General features: G+C 52.1%; 7 protein-coding genes and 1 pseudogene. All 8 read right to left on the bottom strand.

Annotated features, from left to right (window positions below; translation table 11 throughout):
- Positions 1-40: 40 nt before the first annotated feature.
- On the bottom strand, positions 41-2,545 hold the full coding sequence (locus C233_RS0105215) for a DUF4962 domain-containing protein (protein ID WP_018666433.1): 2,505 nt from the start codon (positions 2,543-2,545) through the stop codon (positions 41-43).
- A 306-nt stretch (positions 2,546-2,851) separates the two neighbouring features.
- Complete coding sequence (locus C233_RS0105210) at positions 2,852-4,021, bottom strand: PepSY-associated TM helix domain-containing protein (RefSeq protein WP_018666431.1); 1,170 nt, start codon at positions 4,019-4,021, stop codon at positions 2,852-2,854.
- An 88-nt stretch (positions 4,022-4,109) separates the two neighbouring features.
- On the bottom strand, positions 4,110-5,543 hold the full coding sequence (locus tag C233_RS0105205; RefSeq protein WP_018666430.1) for a DUF4374 domain-containing protein: 1,434 nt from the start codon (positions 5,541-5,543) through the stop codon (positions 4,110-4,112).
- 51 nt (positions 5,544-5,594) lie between these two features.
- Positions 5,595-8,018: pseudogene (locus C233_RS22310) on the bottom strand (TonB-dependent receptor).
- Between the two features lie 301 nt (positions 8,019-8,319).
- Complete coding sequence (locus C233_RS22300) at positions 8,320-9,771, bottom strand: alpha-L-fucosidase (RefSeq protein ID WP_039747280.1); 1,452 nt, start codon at positions 9,769-9,771, stop codon at positions 8,320-8,322.
- 152 nt (positions 9,772-9,923) lie between these two features.
- On the bottom strand, positions 9,924-14,027 hold the full coding sequence (locus tag C233_RS0105190; protein ID WP_018666420.1) for a hybrid sensor histidine kinase/response regulator transcription factor: 4,104 nt from the start codon (positions 14,025-14,027) through the stop codon (positions 9,924-9,926).
- A 150-nt stretch (positions 14,028-14,177) separates the two neighbouring features.
- Positions 14,178-14,870 (bottom strand): DUF6250 domain-containing protein, encoded by a 693-nt coding sequence (locus C233_RS0105185; RefSeq protein WP_018666418.1) that lies wholly within the window; start codon positions 14,868-14,870, stop codon positions 14,178-14,180.
- 41 nt (positions 14,871-14,911) lie between these two features.
- On the bottom strand, positions 14,912-17,701 hold the full coding sequence (locus tag C233_RS0105180) for a DUF4962 domain-containing protein (protein WP_039747279.1): 2,790 nt from the start codon (positions 17,699-17,701) through the stop codon (positions 14,912-14,914).
- Between the last annotated feature and the right edge of the window lie 6 nt (positions 17,702-17,707).

The raw sequence follows: 17,707 nt of genomic DNA, 5'->3' as shown, positions 1-17,707 counted from the left end.
GTATATAGTTAAATATCTTAATGGGGTGCTATGCGTTTTTTTATATCTCACTTGCTGTCGGCAACGTCTCCCTGTCTTTCATCTCTTTTATCCCCCATGTTCCGTTAAAACAGTCGTATAAAACGGAGGAATGCTTGTCTTGGCATTCGTACTCTTTTCCGTTGATAACGGTCGTCTTTTTCCCGTAGCTGAAAATTGCTTGCGATGCCTTGCTGCGGATATACAGGCTTGCCGGGCGTTCGGCGTTCAGCTCAGCTTCGATTATCCAGTCGCCGCACCGGAAACCGTTGTTGCCGGTACGGTCGATGTTTGCCACCCGGTTTCCGTCTGCCTCTACCTGGATGACGGTGAGGATGCGGTTGGCTTTGCTGGGGGCGTAGCTGGCTGTCAACGACCAGAGAGCGGTGAAGTCCTCGCCGCGGACGCTTATCTTTTTATTGGGTTCGGCGGCGAACTTGTCCGTTTGGCTGATAGTGCACTTTTGTTCGCTGAACAGGCGGGCAACCGCGGTGTAACGGTCTTTCTCGTTGCGGGTGGTCAGCGTGGCGGTTGCCTCGTCTATCTGGAACTGGACGGGACTATGCAGCAACCAGTCCCAACGGACGGCTTTGCCCGCTTCCAGCTCGTCGTAGATGAGTACGATATTGGGATGCAGCAGGAAGATATGCCTGCGGTACTTCTTTAGGGGAGTTTCGCCGAAACCGTTCTCGCGCGACTGTTCCAACTTTTGGGCGGCAAAGTTTTTCTGCCACATGGGGTATTCGCTGATGCCGCAGTAAGCGTTGGACGCGTCGCCTAAGGCGTAGGAGATGTGCTCTCCGTCGAACATACGCACGATGTTGCCGTATGCGCGTGTGGTGAACGGCTGCCCGATGCCGTCTATCAATAAGGTGTTGTGGGCGCGTGTGTGGCGGTAAGACAAGAGGTTGTGCGGGTCGGCGAAGTTCATGTAATGGCCTACTGCATGGTAAACGGCTTTTCCGCCGTAATGCAGGTTGAAGGCGTTCTGGTTGGAATGCGTGTGGCTGCCGGAACCGAACGGGCTGGAACGGAAGCTGAGGCTGATATTATGCTTATAGTCTTTCAGGTTGCTGTTGGCTATCATCTCGCCGGTGTCTTTGAACCATACGGCTTTGGGGGCGTCTGCCGGCAAGTCGGCGGATAAAGGACGCTGCCTGCCGCATGCCATTCGGTAAAGGCGCGTTTCCGACTCGGTTTTGTAACGGTCGTCGAGGGAAGAATACCACGTGGCGTAAGGGTCGCCGGTGGTACGCGCCATGAAATCGGCGAAAGCGCTGCGGATGCGCAGAGGCTTCCCGTTGTTCTTTTCATGCCCGTCGCCGAAGCCGGCGCTCAGCGACTGGGGTTGCCAACTGTACAGCATGCCTATGCCTGCATTCTTGTACCAGGGATGTTGCAGGAAGTCTGTCTTTGTAAGGTAGCCGAATAGGGCGGGTACGTAGGACAGGGTAACGGCGTTGGCGCTGAAATAGCTCGTGCCGTTGTGCCAGGCTCCGTCGCGGTTGAAGCCGGACGCCGGGGCACGTGCAGTCCATAGCTCGTAACTATATTCCAGATATTCTCCGGCAAGCGGATATTTGCCGTACATCACTAAGGCGGCTTGCATGAAGTGGCGGAATGCGAACTGCCAGAAGTGGTTGTCGAAGATATGGGTTTCTTCGTTCCCGATGAAATGTTTTTTATAGTAGAGCGCCAGCACGTCCATGATGATGTTTTCTATCTGTTTGCTCTCTCCGGTACTGAAACGGCTGTAACAGTTGTCGTAGGTACATGCCAGGGTATAAACCAGCTCGCCTGCGTTGAAGTCGTTGTTGATGACTTTTTCGTCGGGTTCGGCTGCCAGCAGGCAACGTACGTTCTGTACCATTTTGTCTGCATATATGTCCGACTGCAACATTTGGTAAGCCGTGTTCAGCTTGTCGCACTCGGCAGATATGCGGGTGATTTGCCGGTAGGGTTTGGTATCGTTGGTGTAGTTAGAGGCGAGTGCGTCCCGCGAGTCGTTAATCATATTCTCGAATTCGGGGTGCGAGCGCACTTCCTTACGCGCCTGTTCTAAGTTGTCGTTCAGGAAGCAGTAGATACGGGGGGATGTCCGGGGGATGTTGTTCAGGAACATATCGGCTTCGGGGGTGACGAACTGCGGTATGTCGCCGGTTACGGTGAAACTGTATGTCTCGCTCCAGGGAAACTCTTCGCCTTCCTTGCTTACCGAACGGACACGCCAGTACCATGTGCCGTTTTCCAGCACTTTGTGCGGATTGAACATGCACCACGGCCTGGGGCGGGACAGGACGGTGCTTGTATCCGAGAAGTCTTTGCTTCTGGACAGGTTGAATTGCAGGAAGTCCGACCGTTTGGCGCTTTGGGGAACCAGCAGCGGCGAGGGGTTGATGTACAGGGTGTGTGCTTGTTGCGGATACGGGGTTTCGCGTACATTTTCGTGTATGCGGCCGGTGTTGCCTGCTTGCACGAGGTTCAGTACCAGGCTGAGTGCCGGAAGGATTAAGAGTAGTCTTTTCATGTTATGCCGTTCTTGAAATGATTTTTAGCTGACTGCAACAAAAGTATCGCATTCGTACAAGAAAGGCTTCGAACAGTGTTCAATGATTTGCTGTCCGGGTATAAAACAGTTTCAGTTTTGTGGAATGGACTTTCGAATCTGTATAATTTCCGGCGTGAGGTATCGGCGGGCGGATTGGCGGGCGGGGCATCGGGAACTTTGTAAATGCAAAAAGAAGGTGCGGGGGTACACCTTCTTTTTATGTCGGGATGCGGATTGCCACGGAAAGTTACGGATAAGCCTCCCGGCAGATGTCCGGTAATGCAATCAGGAGCATCTTTTATGGCGGAGGCGTTTAATCCACAGGTAATAACCGGTCAGCGGCAGGCTGGCACCCAGCAGGGCGGCGAGGAACCATAGGATGCGGGTGAGCATGCCTCCCCAGCTTCCTACGTGTACCGAATAAATCCAGCCGCGTATTTTGCCGGAATTATCCGCTTCTTTGTAGAGGGAGACGCCGGTAATCTTTCCGGTGCGGGGGTCGAAAGTGTAGCGGTCTGCTCCCCGCGTGTTGCCGAAATGGTTGGAAGATACGCTGGCCGAGCCGTCGGACACGCTGATTTGTTTGCAACCGGGATTTTCTTTAGCCAGTTCTTCGTACACTTGCTGCCAGCAGGCAAAAGAGGCGCTATTGCCGTGCAGGGCATCGTCTTTCCTGCCGTGCCCTTTGTCTTCTTTCCGTCCGTTTTCCGTTTTACCTTTTTCTCCTTTCGCATTCGCGGCGCCATGTCCGTGCTCCGTACGCGAGGGCATATCGACGCCGAACACCGTATAGAAAGCCGTGCGATACCAGCCGAAAGACCAGGTAAGTCCGGTCAGCGCCATAACCAGGACGAGCAGGAGCGCATACATGCCTCCGGCTACGTGCAGGTCGTACCAGAACCGGCGTGCACCTTTTCGTGCGGTTATTTTCAGGCTGTTCTTCAATGCCTTACGGGTACGCGGCCACCAGATGACGATGCCGGATACCAGGACGAATACGAACATCAGGGTGCTGATGCCTACAATCATCTTTCCCCAGAATACGCCGTCTCCCGTCGGGCGGCTGTCCAGCAGCCAGCGGTGCATGGAAAACATGGTGCTGAAAAACGGAGAGCGCTGGTACTTGCCCTTTATCTCGCCCGTATATTGGTCTATATAGACGGAAGCCCGCTTGGGCTTGGAAAGATTGACCTGGTAGGCTCTCTCCGGGTCGGGAAAGACGGTAACTCCCGTTACCGTGACGTCTTCGGGCAGGGTTCCGGCCACTTTTGCCGCCAGCTCGTCCAACGGGAGAGGTTTGCCGTCCGTTTTCTCCACGTAATAAAGGCTGCGGTGCGTCAGTTGCATGATTTCGCTCTCGAACACGAGCATAGCGCCCGAGAAGCAGATTAACGTGATAATCAGCCCGAAAGGTACGGACAGCCAGAGATGTATATTGCGGAATGTCTTTTTCATATATCGTAGTCCTTATCATGTAAAAGAGCCTGGACGGCCTACCGGACGTCAGGCTCTTTATTGGCGAATAGCGTATTGTAATAGGTTCTTACTGGTTCAACGGTGCTACTTTGCCGGCGGTAATCACTTCTTGTACGCTTTCTACCTTCAAGCCCGGAACAGCTTTTCCGGTTTCGGGATTGACTTTGTAGAATGTGGGTACGGCTCCCTCGTCATCGGTTACCAGAGGGATGTAGAAGTGTTTGTTCTCCAGGTAGGGCTGGTCGCCGAATGAGGCGATGTTCTCCGGCAATCCTTGGATAGGAATCAGTTCTTTGGTGGATGCGCGGAAAATGATGTACTCGTTGCGCGGCGCTTTGCTGCTGCCCAGCTCAATCACTTCTTCGATGCTGCATGAGTAGTTGTTCAGCAGGAAGTAGTCGCCGCCCACGTGCCAGCAGCGGTTCAAGGGATGTCCGGTGCTGTTGGCGAGTTCCGAACTTTCCAGGTTCACGTAGTAATCGTCGAACGTAGTGGAGCCTTTGGGAATGCGTACCACACCCGAAGGCAGCGTACCTTTGGCTTTCTTCAGTCCGGTCTTGGTGTCGTCGGAGAAAGTGCGTCCGAAGCCGCCGGAGAATACATAGAGGTTGCCGTCGTCGTCGCTCCAGATTGTCTGGTAGTATTGCGATTTCATACGTCCGGATGCGAATCCGATTTTGTTGGTACGTGCAATGGCAATGGGGCCTTCTTCGAAGCTGCTGCCTTCATAGATAGCTACGAAAGCGGAGTCGGGAATCTGTGTGGAGGGGATTTCACCTGCATCGTAAGAGCCGGAACCCGAGCCGCCGCTTGTCTGGGCTACATATGCCTGGTTCTTTACGCATTTCGGCCATTTGTTTACACCGTACTGGCTCATGCCCATAGGGACGATAGAGGTGTAGAGTTTGCCGTTGGCTTCGACGATACCTGCCATTGTCACTTTCTCGCCGTTGCCCAGGTAGTTTTCGGCTAAGATGTCTTCTTGGTTCGAAGTGCTTTTTCCGGTGTTGACATTCAGGTAGTTCACCTGGAATCCCTGGGCGGTGTTGCCCTGGTCGTCTTTCTCTTTGGTATCGCCTGTGGAGACGGTTAGCACGTTTTCGCCCCATGTTCCGTAGGTGGTGATGCGGCGGAAGTTATAGTCGGTCTTTTTGGTAGGGACGTTCTGAGAGTTGAGGTACCATGCCGCACCGGTTCCGTTTCCTCCCTTGTTATAGACGAGTGAGAAGAAATAGTTTTCGTTATAGAATACCCAGTAGGTGGCAGCTTCGTCCATGCTAACGCCGTTTCCACTTGCAGAGATAGTACCTTCATCCAAGGATGTGGCGGTCAGGATAAGCTGCGTCTCGTCGGCGGCGGTAACCGGAATGATGTAGTTGCCTTCGAAGTTGTTGTGGTCGTCGAACGAAGGCCCCTCCAGCTCGTCGCTACAGGAAGTTGTCAACATGCAGTTTGCACACAAGGCGGCAAATGCGAGGCTGAATAAAGAATACTTTTTCATTTTTAATGGATTAATGTTTATGTTATATGTATAAATAAGGGTTGTTTCTCATTATCGGTTGCCGAAGTAAACACGCACTTTTCCGTAGAATGCCCGACCTGCCTTTTGAAGGCTGTAATTGTCGTAAAGCCTTTCGTCCGTCAGGTTATGGCATTCGAAAGAAAGGTTGTAGCGCCCGTTCTTGATGCTGTAACCTATGGTGAGGTTGTGGGAGAACTGGGTGGGCACGGTCTGTTTGTAGCCGGACGCGCCGTAGTTTTCCCAGTACAGGGGGAACTCGTGCTGGTAGTAGCTGTCCCAGCCTACCGTCAGCACGTTACCTTTGGCAAACAGGTCGTGCCAACTGAAATTGGCATCGAAATTGGCGTACATATAGGGCTGGTTCGGTATGTGCTGCCCGTAGGTGGTGGAGTACTGTCCGGTAGTGCTGGAGCGTTTCTTTTCCTTGTCGATAGCATCCATTTTGGTGAACATGCCTCCGAGGTTGAACCAGCGGGAGTAGCTGTAACGCAGGGCTACGTTGAAGCCCTTAGTTTCTACTTTGCCGTGGTTTTCGTAGGCTCCGTACGTGTTTCCTCCCAACGATTCGAAGGTACGTTTGATGTAGTCGTTGGTGTTGCGGTAGATGAAGCTACCTTCGGCATACACCCCGTGTTTTCCGAACTGGCCGTTATACCCTACATTGATGTTCAGGTTGTGGCTGCTCTCCGGTTTCAGGGCTACGGAACCGGCCTCGAGGTCGCCATCGCCGAAGAGCTCCTCGGTGCTGGGCATGCGGAGCGCCTTTTCGTAAGAGAGTTTCACTTGCAGGTCTTTCAGGATATGGTACGTACCGGCGGCTCCGTATCCTAAGGAGCTGACGCCCTGCGAAACAATCGTGTCGTTGCCCACATCCGTAGTGCTGAGCGAAACGGGGCCGCGGCTGAAGGTCTTGTAGTATTTACCGAAAGCCGTCACGTTCCATTTGTCGGTAGGCATGAGCCGGTAGGACAGTCCGGTGATGTTTTTGCGAGTCTCGCTGGGCACATCGTATTTCTCGAGTGTGGAGTTGGTGGGTATCAGGCTGCGGCGTGTCCGCTCGAACGAGCTGAAAACGTGGTTCAGCGTGAATGTATGGGCTGTGCCGATGCGGTAATTCGCTGTGAAGGTGGCGTTCCAGTTGGTATTCTTTTGGTCGCTGTACTGGTGGTTCTGCTCGCCGGCGGTGGACGTCGGCAGGCGGTCGCCGTACCAGTTGTACTGGTATCTGGCGGTATCCACGTTGGTGGTGATATTGTGGTTGTAGTTTGCGTTGGCAATTACTTCCAGTCCCTTGATAATGAGGTCGCGCTTGCGGTATTCCACTGACGGAACGAAGGAGTAGCCGTGGCGGTGCTTCTCGCCGAATACGTATTTCTGGCGCACGCCCGTCTGTATCTCTTTGTAGAAGTGCGAGTAGGCGAAGCCGAATATCAGCCGGTCGGCCCATGACTTTTCCGTTACGCCGAGCTTGCCGATGACCGCTTCGTTGTGGAATGTGTCGTTGAAACGTTTCACGCGCTTTTCATCCTGCGTAGCCTGCGATGAGTTGTCGGAGTGGTCGAACTCGTACACCGTGTTATAGATGTAGTAGTCGTTGTTCGAGTAGTTCTGGAATGCGTTGATTTCGTAAGTGAAACCGTTCTTGAATGTCTGGCCGAAGTTGACGTAGGATTTATGGGTATTGAAGGAACCGTACGAGTAAGAGGCGTCCAGGAACCAGTTCCGCTTCTGCCTGTTGGTGACGATATTGATAACGCCGCCGATAGCGTCCGTGCCGAAGCCTACGGGAACCACGCCTTTATATACTTCGATGCGCTCGGCGAAGTTTACGGGGATGTTGTTGAGGTCAAATGCCGTGCCCGCCCCTTCCTGGGGTACGCCGTCTATGAAGATTTTCACGTGCTTTCCGCTGAAACCGTCCAGCATCAACTGCATGTCCGAACCGACGCCGCCGGCTTCGCGCAATTTCATTCCCGGCAGTTTTTGCAGGGCTTAGCCCAGGTTTTTAGTGGTGTTCTGCAGCTCTTTCGTATCTACTGCTACTGCATTGTAGGCGGAACGTTTCACACGGCTTACTCCCGTGGAAACGACCGTTACTTCGTCCAGCACATGCGTTTCGGGGGTGAGGGTGACATTCAGCTTTGTGCGTTCGCCTCTCTTTAGCGAAACTTTCTTTTCTACCGTTCGGTAACCGATAGCGGATACCACCAGCGTATAATTTCCGGCAGGGGCTTTGATATGGTAAAGCCCTTGCTGGTCGGTGGAGCTTCCGAAGGTCGTACCTTTCAGGTAGACGGTGGCGAAGTCTACGATATCCTCTTTTCCATTCTCGGTAGTGATGATTCGTCCCGATAGTATCGTCTTGTCGCCCCTTCCGTGATGATGTTGGGCAATCAGAGGGGAAGGAAGGAGCAGAATTGTTACGAGATAAAGAAATAATATTTTCAGTTTCATTTAAAAAAATTGAAGTAGGTTTATGTTTATTAAAGTGGGTGCAAAGTTCTTTAATTATTGTAATGCGTGCAATCGCTATATGTCGGTATTTTGTGCCGGTACAAAAAGCGCCTCAATCAAAGAAAATAGGTATTTTTTAATGGGAATATAGAAAATATAAAAAGGGGTTTGCATTGTTCAAAACAAAGTGAAGAACCTTTTCCCCATTCGTGAGTAGGGGAAAGATTCTTCATTTCGTTCGGGTTGGCGGCATGGTGGCCGACCGGCGGATTGGCTTGTCTGGAGTATTTTTCGGCGAATGTTATTCTTTCTTCTTATTGTTCTCGTCTACGATTTCATAGCTTTTGGCATTCATCGGCTTGATTTTGACTTTGGGAAGTTTCTTATCGAATTCAAGCTTGATAACCGAAACATACGGGTCGGGGGCTTCTTTGGGGAGGTCGATGTAGATGCCGTCGTGAGTATTCTTGAATTTCAATGCCTGCCCGTTGTGCAGTAGGGTTGCAGATGAGGCTTTTTCGTAGAGGCGGAACAATAGCTGCCGGTCTTCGGGCCAGTCTATTACGTGTAGGTATACGTAGGTTTTGTCGCCGTCGAACTTCTGTGTACAACGTCCCCATTTGGGTTCGCTTGTCTTTACGCGTTCGGTCCCGTAGATAGACTCTCCGTATTTTTTCATCCAGTTTCCTACGTCTTTCAGGCGGCGGTAGTTGATTTCGGGAATGGCGCCCTCACCGTCGGGAGCGATGTTGAGCAGGTAGTTGCCGCCTTTGGATACGATGTCGACCAGATTTAAAATCAGCGTGCGCGATGTTTTCCATACGCAACCGCGTTTCTTGTATCCCCAACTGTCGTTCAAGGTCATATTGGTTTCCCAGTCCGTACCGTCGAGTTGCTTGACGGTGGGGATGATTTGTTCGGGCGTCTTGTAGTCGCCTGTATATTTCTCGCTTCCTCTAATCAGGCGGTCGTTGGTAATGATGTGCGGATAGTCCTTGAAAAGGTCGCTGATTTTTTTTGCGTACTTCTCCGTCATTTCGGAGGGGGTATCCCAAAAGAATACGGCTATATCGCCGTAGTTGGTCAGCAGTTCCTTGATTTGAGGTATAGCCACGTTGTCGAAATATTCTTCGCGGGTAGCTGTCTGCTGCAAAGGGTCCCAACTTCCATGATGCGCCAGTGTGTAGGCGTCTATTTCGTCTGCTTTGGGATTAGGCCAGCCCTGGCTCATGGGTCTCCTTCCGGTAGTTCCGCCCGGATTGTTCCAGTCTTGTATCTGCGAGTAATAGAAACCCAGTTTCATGTCGTATTTGCGGCAGGCTTTTGCCAGGGCGTCCAGCACGTCCTTACCGTACGGGGTAAAGTCCACGATGTTGTATTTGCTGGCTTCGGTTTTGAACATGGCGAAGCCGTCGTGGTGCTTGGCGGTGATTATCAGGTACTTCATACCGGCGTCTTTTGCCATTTTCACCCATGCTTCGGCATCGTATTTCACGGGGTTGAATGTTTTGGTTATTTCCTGATATTCCTTTACCGGAATTTTGCAGCGGTTCATAATCCATTCCGTGCCTCCGACGCGTTGTAGGTATCCGTTATAGACACCGCCCAGAATGGAATAAGGGCCCCAGTGGATGAACATGCCGAAGCGTGCTTCGCGCCACCATTTCATTTTTCGGTCTTGTTCTTCGGTTTGCGCAAAACTGCCTTGCAAGGACAGTGTAAGCATTAACAACAGTAGTAAAGTTTTCTTCATGACGGATAATCGTTAATTTAAAATTACTTTTCTTGTTGCACAAAGATAGGCGAGTGAGCGTTTCGATGATTATAACTGTGTATGATAAAAAATGAGACGGGTTTATACCTGTCTCATTTTTGTCGAACCATATTTTAATTCTGTCCAAACAACTATTTGCCGTACTCCGACGGCAGGCAACCGAAGTATTTCTTAAAACTGGTGGCGAAGTAGGAAGGGGTGTTGAAACCCACCATGGAGCTGATTTCCGATACGGTGTATCTGCCTTCTTTCAACAACTTGCAGGCACGGTTGAAGCGTATCTTGCGGATGAAGTCGTTGGTGGGCTCTCCCGTCAGCGCTTTCATCTTGATGTGCAGGTTGGAGCGGCTCATGCACATTTCGCGGGCGAAGTCGTCGGTGGAGAACTCCACGTTGTCCATGTTCTTCTCTACAATGGCTACGGCCTTTTTCAGCAGTTCCTCGTCCAGCGGGTTGAGCGCCACCTTCTCCGGCTCCACTTCCAGCGAGTTGGTGTAATGCTCGATAGCGCGGTAGCGCGTGCGGAACAGGTTCTTTATCTTCGCCGTAATCACTGCCATGGAGAACGGTTTGGGTATGTAGTCGTCCGCCCCTACCTGCAACCCTTCCAGTTGTTCCTTCAGGTCTGTCTTTGCTGATAGCATGATGATAGGTATGTGGCAGGTGCGTAGGTTCTGCTTAATCTGCTTGCACAGTTGCAGTCCGTCCATTACGGGCATCATTACGTCCGTAAGAATCAGGTCTGCCTCCTGCTCCTTGAGTATAGCCAGCGCTTCCTCCCCGTTTCCGGCGGTCAGCACGCGGTAGCTCTTTCCCAATTCCTCACATAGGTATTGGCGGATGTCCGGGTTGTCCTCTACGACGAGTATCTTTTCTTTCTGCTCTTTCCGTTCTTTCTGTTCTTTTTGTTCTTTTTGCTGTCCACCGTCGTCCGTTGCGGCTTCTTCCTTCTCTGTTTTTTCTTCTCCTTCTTCCTCCGGCTTTTCTCCCTCCGTATCTACGATGTACATGTCGCGTCGGTTGGTGGTGTATGCCTGCTGCCCGGCGTCGGTGTCCGTGCTGCCCGCCAGCTCCTCCGGACGGTATGCCGCTTCCTCCGTCGGCAGGTAAATGGAGAAGACGCTCCCTTCGCCCTCCCTGCTTTCCAGCTCGATGCGTCCGTGGTGCAGTTCTACGAGGCGTTGTACCAGCGACAATCCTATCCCGCTACCCATATGCTCGTTGTCCACCTGGTAGAAGCGTTCGAAAACCTTCGCCTGCTTGTCCACGGGTATCCCGCTTCCGGTGTCCTTCACTTGCAGCAGGAGTTCACCGCCCTCTTCTTTCAGTGTCACGGTGATACTTTCCCCCTCTCCGGTATATTTGAATGCGTTGGACAGCAGGTTGTTTACAATCAGTTCCAGGTAATCGGGGTCGCATAGTATATCTTTCCCCTCTACTTCCGAGGCGAAGTCGTAGGCAATCCTCTTTCTTTGCGCCAGGCGGTCGTAGAACAGAAAATCTTTTTCAATGACCTTGTGAATGGGGTTCCGTCTTACCCTCAGTCCGAATACCCCCAATTCGGCACGTCTGTAATCCATGAGCTGGTTTACGAGGTGGAGCAGCCGGTTGGTGTTCTTCTGCACATGTTCCAGTTGCCTGTGCATCCACCGGTCGCTCACCTTGTCGAGCATCTCCTGCACGGGTGCGAGTATCAGTGTGAGGGGTGTGCGCAGCTCGTGCGAGATGTTGATGAAGAAGCGCAGTTTCATCTCGTTCACCTCTTTCTGCCTTTGCTTGTCCACCCTCTCCATTTGCAGCTCCGCCTGCATGCTCTTCCGCATCCAGAAATACCTGAAGATGAATATGGTGATTGCCATGAACGCTGCGGCGAACAGCAGTAGCGCCCACCATGTCCTGTACCATACCGGCAGTACCGTGATTTCCAATCCGGTGGGAGTCTCGTTCCATTTCCCGTCGCTGTTTGCCGCTTTCACCAGGAATCGGTACGTCCCTGCGGGCAGGTTGGAGTAGGATACGGTACGTTGCGTTTCGGTGCGATACCACTCCCGGTCGTATCCCTCCAGCATGTAGGCGAAGGTGTTGTGGTTACCGGATATGTAGTTCGATACGGTGAATTCCAGCGAGAACATGGACTGTCCTGCCGCAAGGGTGATACTGCGGGTTTCGCATATGTTTTCCTTCAGTATGCCGGTATCGTCTCCCGGGAGGACTTTCCTGTTGAAAAGCCGCAGTCCGGTGATGACGGCCGGGGGAGTGTACGGGTTATCGACCACATCCTCCGGTTGGAAGGCGGTGATACCGTTGATGCCGCCGAAGTACATCTTGCCGTTGGCGGTGCGGCAGTATGCCGATGCGGTGAACTGGTTGCTTTGCAGCCCGTCGCTACTTGTGAAGTTACGGAATTTTCCGGCTTTGGGCTGGAAACAGCTTAGGCCATTGTCCGTACTAATCCACAGCCGTCCTCCGGCATCTTCCAGAATGCCGAATACGACGTTGTTGGGCAAGCCTTCTTCGGTAGTATATTGTCTGGTTTCTTTCTTTTTCTCATCGAAACGGTATAGGCCGCTGCGCGTACCTATCCAGAAAACACCGTCGTGCCCCTCGTATATGCTGTTGATGAAACGGTGCTCGAGAGGAGAGCCCGGAGGCAGCAGGGGGATGCTTTGCAGCCCGTTTCCTTCCTGCCCATAGACGATAAGCCCCGTTTCGCTCCCGAACCACAAGCGTTGCCTGCTGTCCTTGAACACGGTGGTAATCTGCGTGCTCCTAAAAGGTTTTCCATTTTTCTCGGCGGTAACGGGGGTGAACGTCTTCTGCAAGGGGTTGAAGCGTACCACTCCGCCTAAAGTGCCTACCCAGTATTCGCCGTTGCCGGCGGGTACGATAGCGTAGATACTTTTCGCCGCTATCCCCGACGGGTAGGGAATGGCGAGCGTCTCGATACGGCCGGTGGCGCAGTCCAGTATGCTGATGCCGCCTGCATGCACGCCGATATACACTTTATCCTGCCGTTCGTCTACGTAAATCGTCTTTACATCGTTGGAGCCCAAGCCGTCTTTCCGGGTATAGTGGATAAAGGTATTGTTCCTGGAATTGTAGAAGTTGACGCCGCCGCTGTTCGTCCCAATCCACAGATTGTTTTCGCGGTCTTCCACGATACAGTTTATGATGTTGTTGTTCAGAGAGTTGCGGTTAGGAACGGACTGTATCTTCTGAAAGCGGTTTTTCAAGGGGTGGTAGTAGTTCAGGCCTCCGAAAAATGTTCCCAGCCATACGCCGCCCTGCGAGTCGGTGAAGATACTGCGAATGGAGGTTTGCGACAGGCTGCCCTTTCTCAGGGGATTGCTTTTATACACCCGGAACGAGCCGCTCTCCCGTTGGTATATGTTAAGGGAGTTGATAGTGCCTACCCACAGCCGGTTTTGCGTATCCAGCGACAACACGCGTATGTAGTCCGAACTGATAGGATGTGCGCTTCCCGGCGCAGCCGTATATTGCCTGGTTTCGCCGTCCAGCGGGTTTATGAGGAAAAGGCCGTTGCCTTCGGTGCCCACCCATAGCGCGGTGGGCGACTGTTGCAGTACGGCGGATATGGGTTTCCCTTTCAGGACTTCGGGCAGGATGTTCCTGAGCGTGTTCTGCGGGATAGAATAGGCATACAGCCCTTTGCGGCTTCCTATGTAGATATTGTCTCCCTGGCGGCTGACGGAAGTGGGCTTTAGGGTGAATAATTCCGGATTCAGCCCGGACTGGGAGAACGACCGGGTGCGGGTGTCGAACAAGACGAGCTCCCCCTCCGTATGGATAAGCAGCAGTTCGTCGCCCACCGGTACAATCTTGTTGACGGGCATGTTTTTCCCCTCTTTCCTATACCGGAAGTTCCGGAAACACTCCTTGTCGTTATCGTATAGCGAAAGCCCCTCGTAGGTTCCTATCCACAGCCTGCCTTCCTCGTCCGTCTTTAGCGAGCGGACGATGTCGCACCCCAGGCTCTGCGGGTCTTTCTCGTTGTGCTGGTAAACGGTGAACGTGTAGCCGTCGTACTTGTTCAGCCCGTTGTAGGTGGCAAACCACATATTTCCGTACTTGTCCTGGGCAATGTCGAACACGGTGCTTTGCGACAGGCCTTCGTCCAGCCCGATGTGGACAAAGCTGATAGGTTCGGCGGTTTGTGCACGGAGCGGATATATACATATCCAGCATAGTACGGATAATAAGATTGACTTTGCCATGGCTTGTCGGTCGATAAGGTTTTACAGCAACAAAGATAACAATAAATCTTCATTTTTGCCGGATAATGGCAAAAATGAAGATTTGTTCCCGGCAGGTGGAGAGACTTTCTGTACGGACAGGCATATTGTCCGGTTTTTTATTTGAATTCTTTATAATGATTTTATCCGAAATCCGGTGAATACCACGTGGTTCTGCAACAATCGCAAACCGAACTGCCCGTTACAGTCGCCCGGCTTTATCGGTAGTCGGAACAGCTCTTTTCCGTCTATATAGTAGGTTGTCGTTCCTTTTTCTACGCGGATGCAGACGGTGTACCAGTGATTGGCTTCCAGCAGGTGTCCGGGGTCGGTGTATTCTTTGATAATCGGACGCACTATGCTGTCCGGTTTTTCCGGCCCTCCGCCATAGTAGCGGCGGAAGCGTGTGGTAGAATTGTCATTGCCCCCATAGCCCACATAGAATAGTCTGAGGGTTTTGTATCGTTTGAAAAAACCGTCTCTCCATGTGCCGTCAGCATACAAGTTATCCGGATTCTCAGGGTCGTTGGCTCCCCAAAAGCAGTTCAGGTCGCTCAACCGGTCGTAGCTGCCTCCCTGCATTACCATTTTAATGCGGTAGGTTATCTCGTAGTCGCCTGTGATACGGCGGTTGTTCCACAAGGTAAGGCCTTTTGGGGTGGTTATTTCCAGCGTGTCACCGTACACTTGGAGGTGTGTTTGCTCTGACTGCGCTTCCATTTTCCAGTTTTTTAAGGATACAGTACCTTTGGGTGTTTGTGCGGAGAGCGGTGCGGATGCCAGGCACAATAACAGGATTGCTAAAATCAGGTATTTTTTGTTCATGACTGTATATGTTTATTCTTTTTCATAATGCAGGTCGGTTTTTATCGACGTGTCTTTTTTGCAGGGTTTTGTTCCGGTATCATTAGCGGATAGCGGTCTACGGTTTCCCTTAACTTATATCCGCCAGTGTTCTCAGGGATGCATAGCAAAGTGCTGTGCGAGTATCGGCGCGCTTCCGCCCGGTTGGAATCTCCGGTAGGGCCGTACAGCAGGTATTCGCCCGTTTTGTGGTTTTCTATCTCCAGGCGCGCTTCCTCGCCGGTATCGGTCTGTCCCTTAATCAGGTAGTCGCCGATGCGGATAGCACCGTCGGCATCTTGCTTTACATCGGCAAATGAGAGGGTGTTCGATTCATCGATTTGGATGATAGCGAGGAAACGCATCTTTTTGCACTTTTTGCGGTTCTCTATCTTGCTGTGGTACTGGTGTTGCTCGAATTGGACGGCGGGACGACCCCGTTGAGGGTTCAGCCAGTCGAAAGGTTTGACGTAATTCGTATCGGCCAGCGAGATGTCCAGTCTGCTGCTGCCGAATACCTTGACCGCTGCATCGCCGTTGTCGGTATCGGCCACCAGCATCTGTTTCCCATGGTCGATTTTCATGTTCGAACGTTCCGGGCCGTTGAGTTGGAAAGTCCAGGTTACCTCTTTTTCGGCTTCCAGCTCGTCGTACACCACCAGTATGTTGGGACGTAGCAGGGCGAGGTGGCGGCGGAAGAGCTTTACTTGAGGGTCGTCCTCTTTACTGAGGATAAATCCGTATTCGGGTTTGTAAACACCAGCCTTTTCCAGCACGGTAATCCAATTTACGGCGCTCCGGTCGAACTTTTTGTAGGCGTTCGATGCGTCGCCCAGCGTATAGGTGATATCTTTGCCGTCGAGGTAACGGGCAATCCAGCCGTAGCCATGACTGGAATAGGCTTGCGTTTTGCCGTCTACGGTAACGGTGTTTTTGGCGCGGCTGTGCTTTTGTGCCAGTAAGTAGTGCTTGTCCCGTGTAGTTATACGGTAGCCTGTGGGGTAAAAAACGGGCTTTCCCTTATAAGAAAGGTTGAAGCTGTTTTGCTCTGCCATACCGTGAGAGCCTACTCCGAAGGGCGAACTGACGAAAGATACGAACAGATTGTCCGGTGTATTCATCACATCGGTATTCATCACTACGATACCGGTTTGGGGGAATACGGCTGATTGGGGCACTTTGTCGGGCATTGCTCTTTTTAGGGGGGTATGGCGGTGGCTGAGGCGGTAGCGCGCAAAAGATGTTCCATTGAACTGGTAATGCGTGTCCGGGTTTTGCCCGGCCAATGTGTAGGCGTAGTTCGCTGCAAAGGGGTTATCCAGTTCCTGCGATAGGATGTAGGCGAAATCCGCCCGGAGCTTGTTCACACTTTGCCAACGCTCGCAACCGTCGCCGAAACCGTCGCCTGCCGAACCTGCCGGAACTGTATATGCCAGTGCATTGGCACAATTCTCGTACCAGGGATGGGTAAAGAGGTTTACATTGAAAAGGTCGCGGTATAGCACGAAGTTGTCTATCATCGATTCCATATTGACGTGCAGGTAACCCATGTTTCCATTAGGCCATACACCGTCGGTCAGGAAACCGCCGCCCGGCGTACGCGATAACCAGATATCGTAGAGCATGTCGAACCATGTTTCCGCTTCGTGCAAATGCCCTTTCATGATGATAGCCGTAGTGAAACAGCAGTAGAAGGTATGCTGAAAGAAATGGGCGAACAGGATGCCGTCGGCGCTTCCCGTGTTTTCCTGCATGGCTTGGGCGAGGTTCCAATACATCACCGTGGAGATGAATTGTTCGTATTTAAGGCGTTGCGTTTTGCTCAGGCGGTCGTAGGCCGCGTCGTAAACCATGGCCAGTGTGGACATCGAGAAGGCTCCGGTAAAATCGGCTGCCTTGTACAGTTGCTCCCCGTCTTTCTGTGCCACGTGGTCGGCCAATGCAATGGCTTTGCCTAGAAAATCGCTGTTTTGCGTGTAAAGATAGGCGTTCAGCAGGTTGGTAATGTCTTTGTCGAGGGCTTCCAGTTCGTAGCGCAAGCGGAATTTCTCTATTTGCGCCCTTTCTTCTGCCGTGGCGGTAGGCGGAATGGGCTGTCCTTTTACGGCGTATTCTTCCGGACTTTTGGTTAGGGCGGTTTTAGCCTTTTGTAGGTAGGTTTTTATCAGCTTTCTTTGGTCTGTAGTCCATAGGTGTCCTTCTTCCGGTATTTTGTAGATACGGGGATGTTCTTCCGGAATCATGTTATAAGCCTCTTGAGGTTGCGGCGATTCGAATTTCCGGGTGTGGAATGGGATGTTTACTTCGTATGTGACAGACCATTCTTTGCCTGCGGTACGGTAACGCCAGTACCAAGTACCGGGTTCGAGAGCGGTGTGGTGATTGTAAAATGCCAGCCGTAATCCTTTCCGTACGAAAGACCCGGCATCTGAAAAATCCGGGGTACGTCCCAATTGGATGTCGTAACGTACGAAATCGTCTATTCCTTTATCTTCGAGCGGTACGGGAAAGGTGGAGGGCATTTTGTAGTCGGCTGACGGCCAGGTGAAAGTCGGCGGATTAGTGATAACCGAGTGCCCTTTGACAGGGTAAGGAAAGGTACGGTTGCCCGTTTGGCGAAGTACGCTTTCATCGAGAAGGCTGATACCGGTGGTGGAAATGCCGGCAGGTGTCTGACCTGCATCGTATCCGACGGCGAAACGGTGAAATCCTTCGAACAGGCTGTTTTTCGTTTCTTGTCCCCATGCGGGGAGCGATGCTGCGAATAGCATCGCTCCGCATACGGTTGCTTTTATGGTGTGATTGACGTTCATAAAATC

This window comes from Bacteroides gallinarum DSM 18171 = JCM 13658 (assembly GCF_000374365.1).
Classification (GTDB): domain Bacteria; phylum Bacteroidota; class Bacteroidia; order Bacteroidales; family Bacteroidaceae; genus Bacteroides; species Bacteroides gallinarum.
The sequence above is the reverse complement of the archived record's forward strand: the minus strand, read 5'-3'. Positions and strand labels throughout refer to the sequence as shown.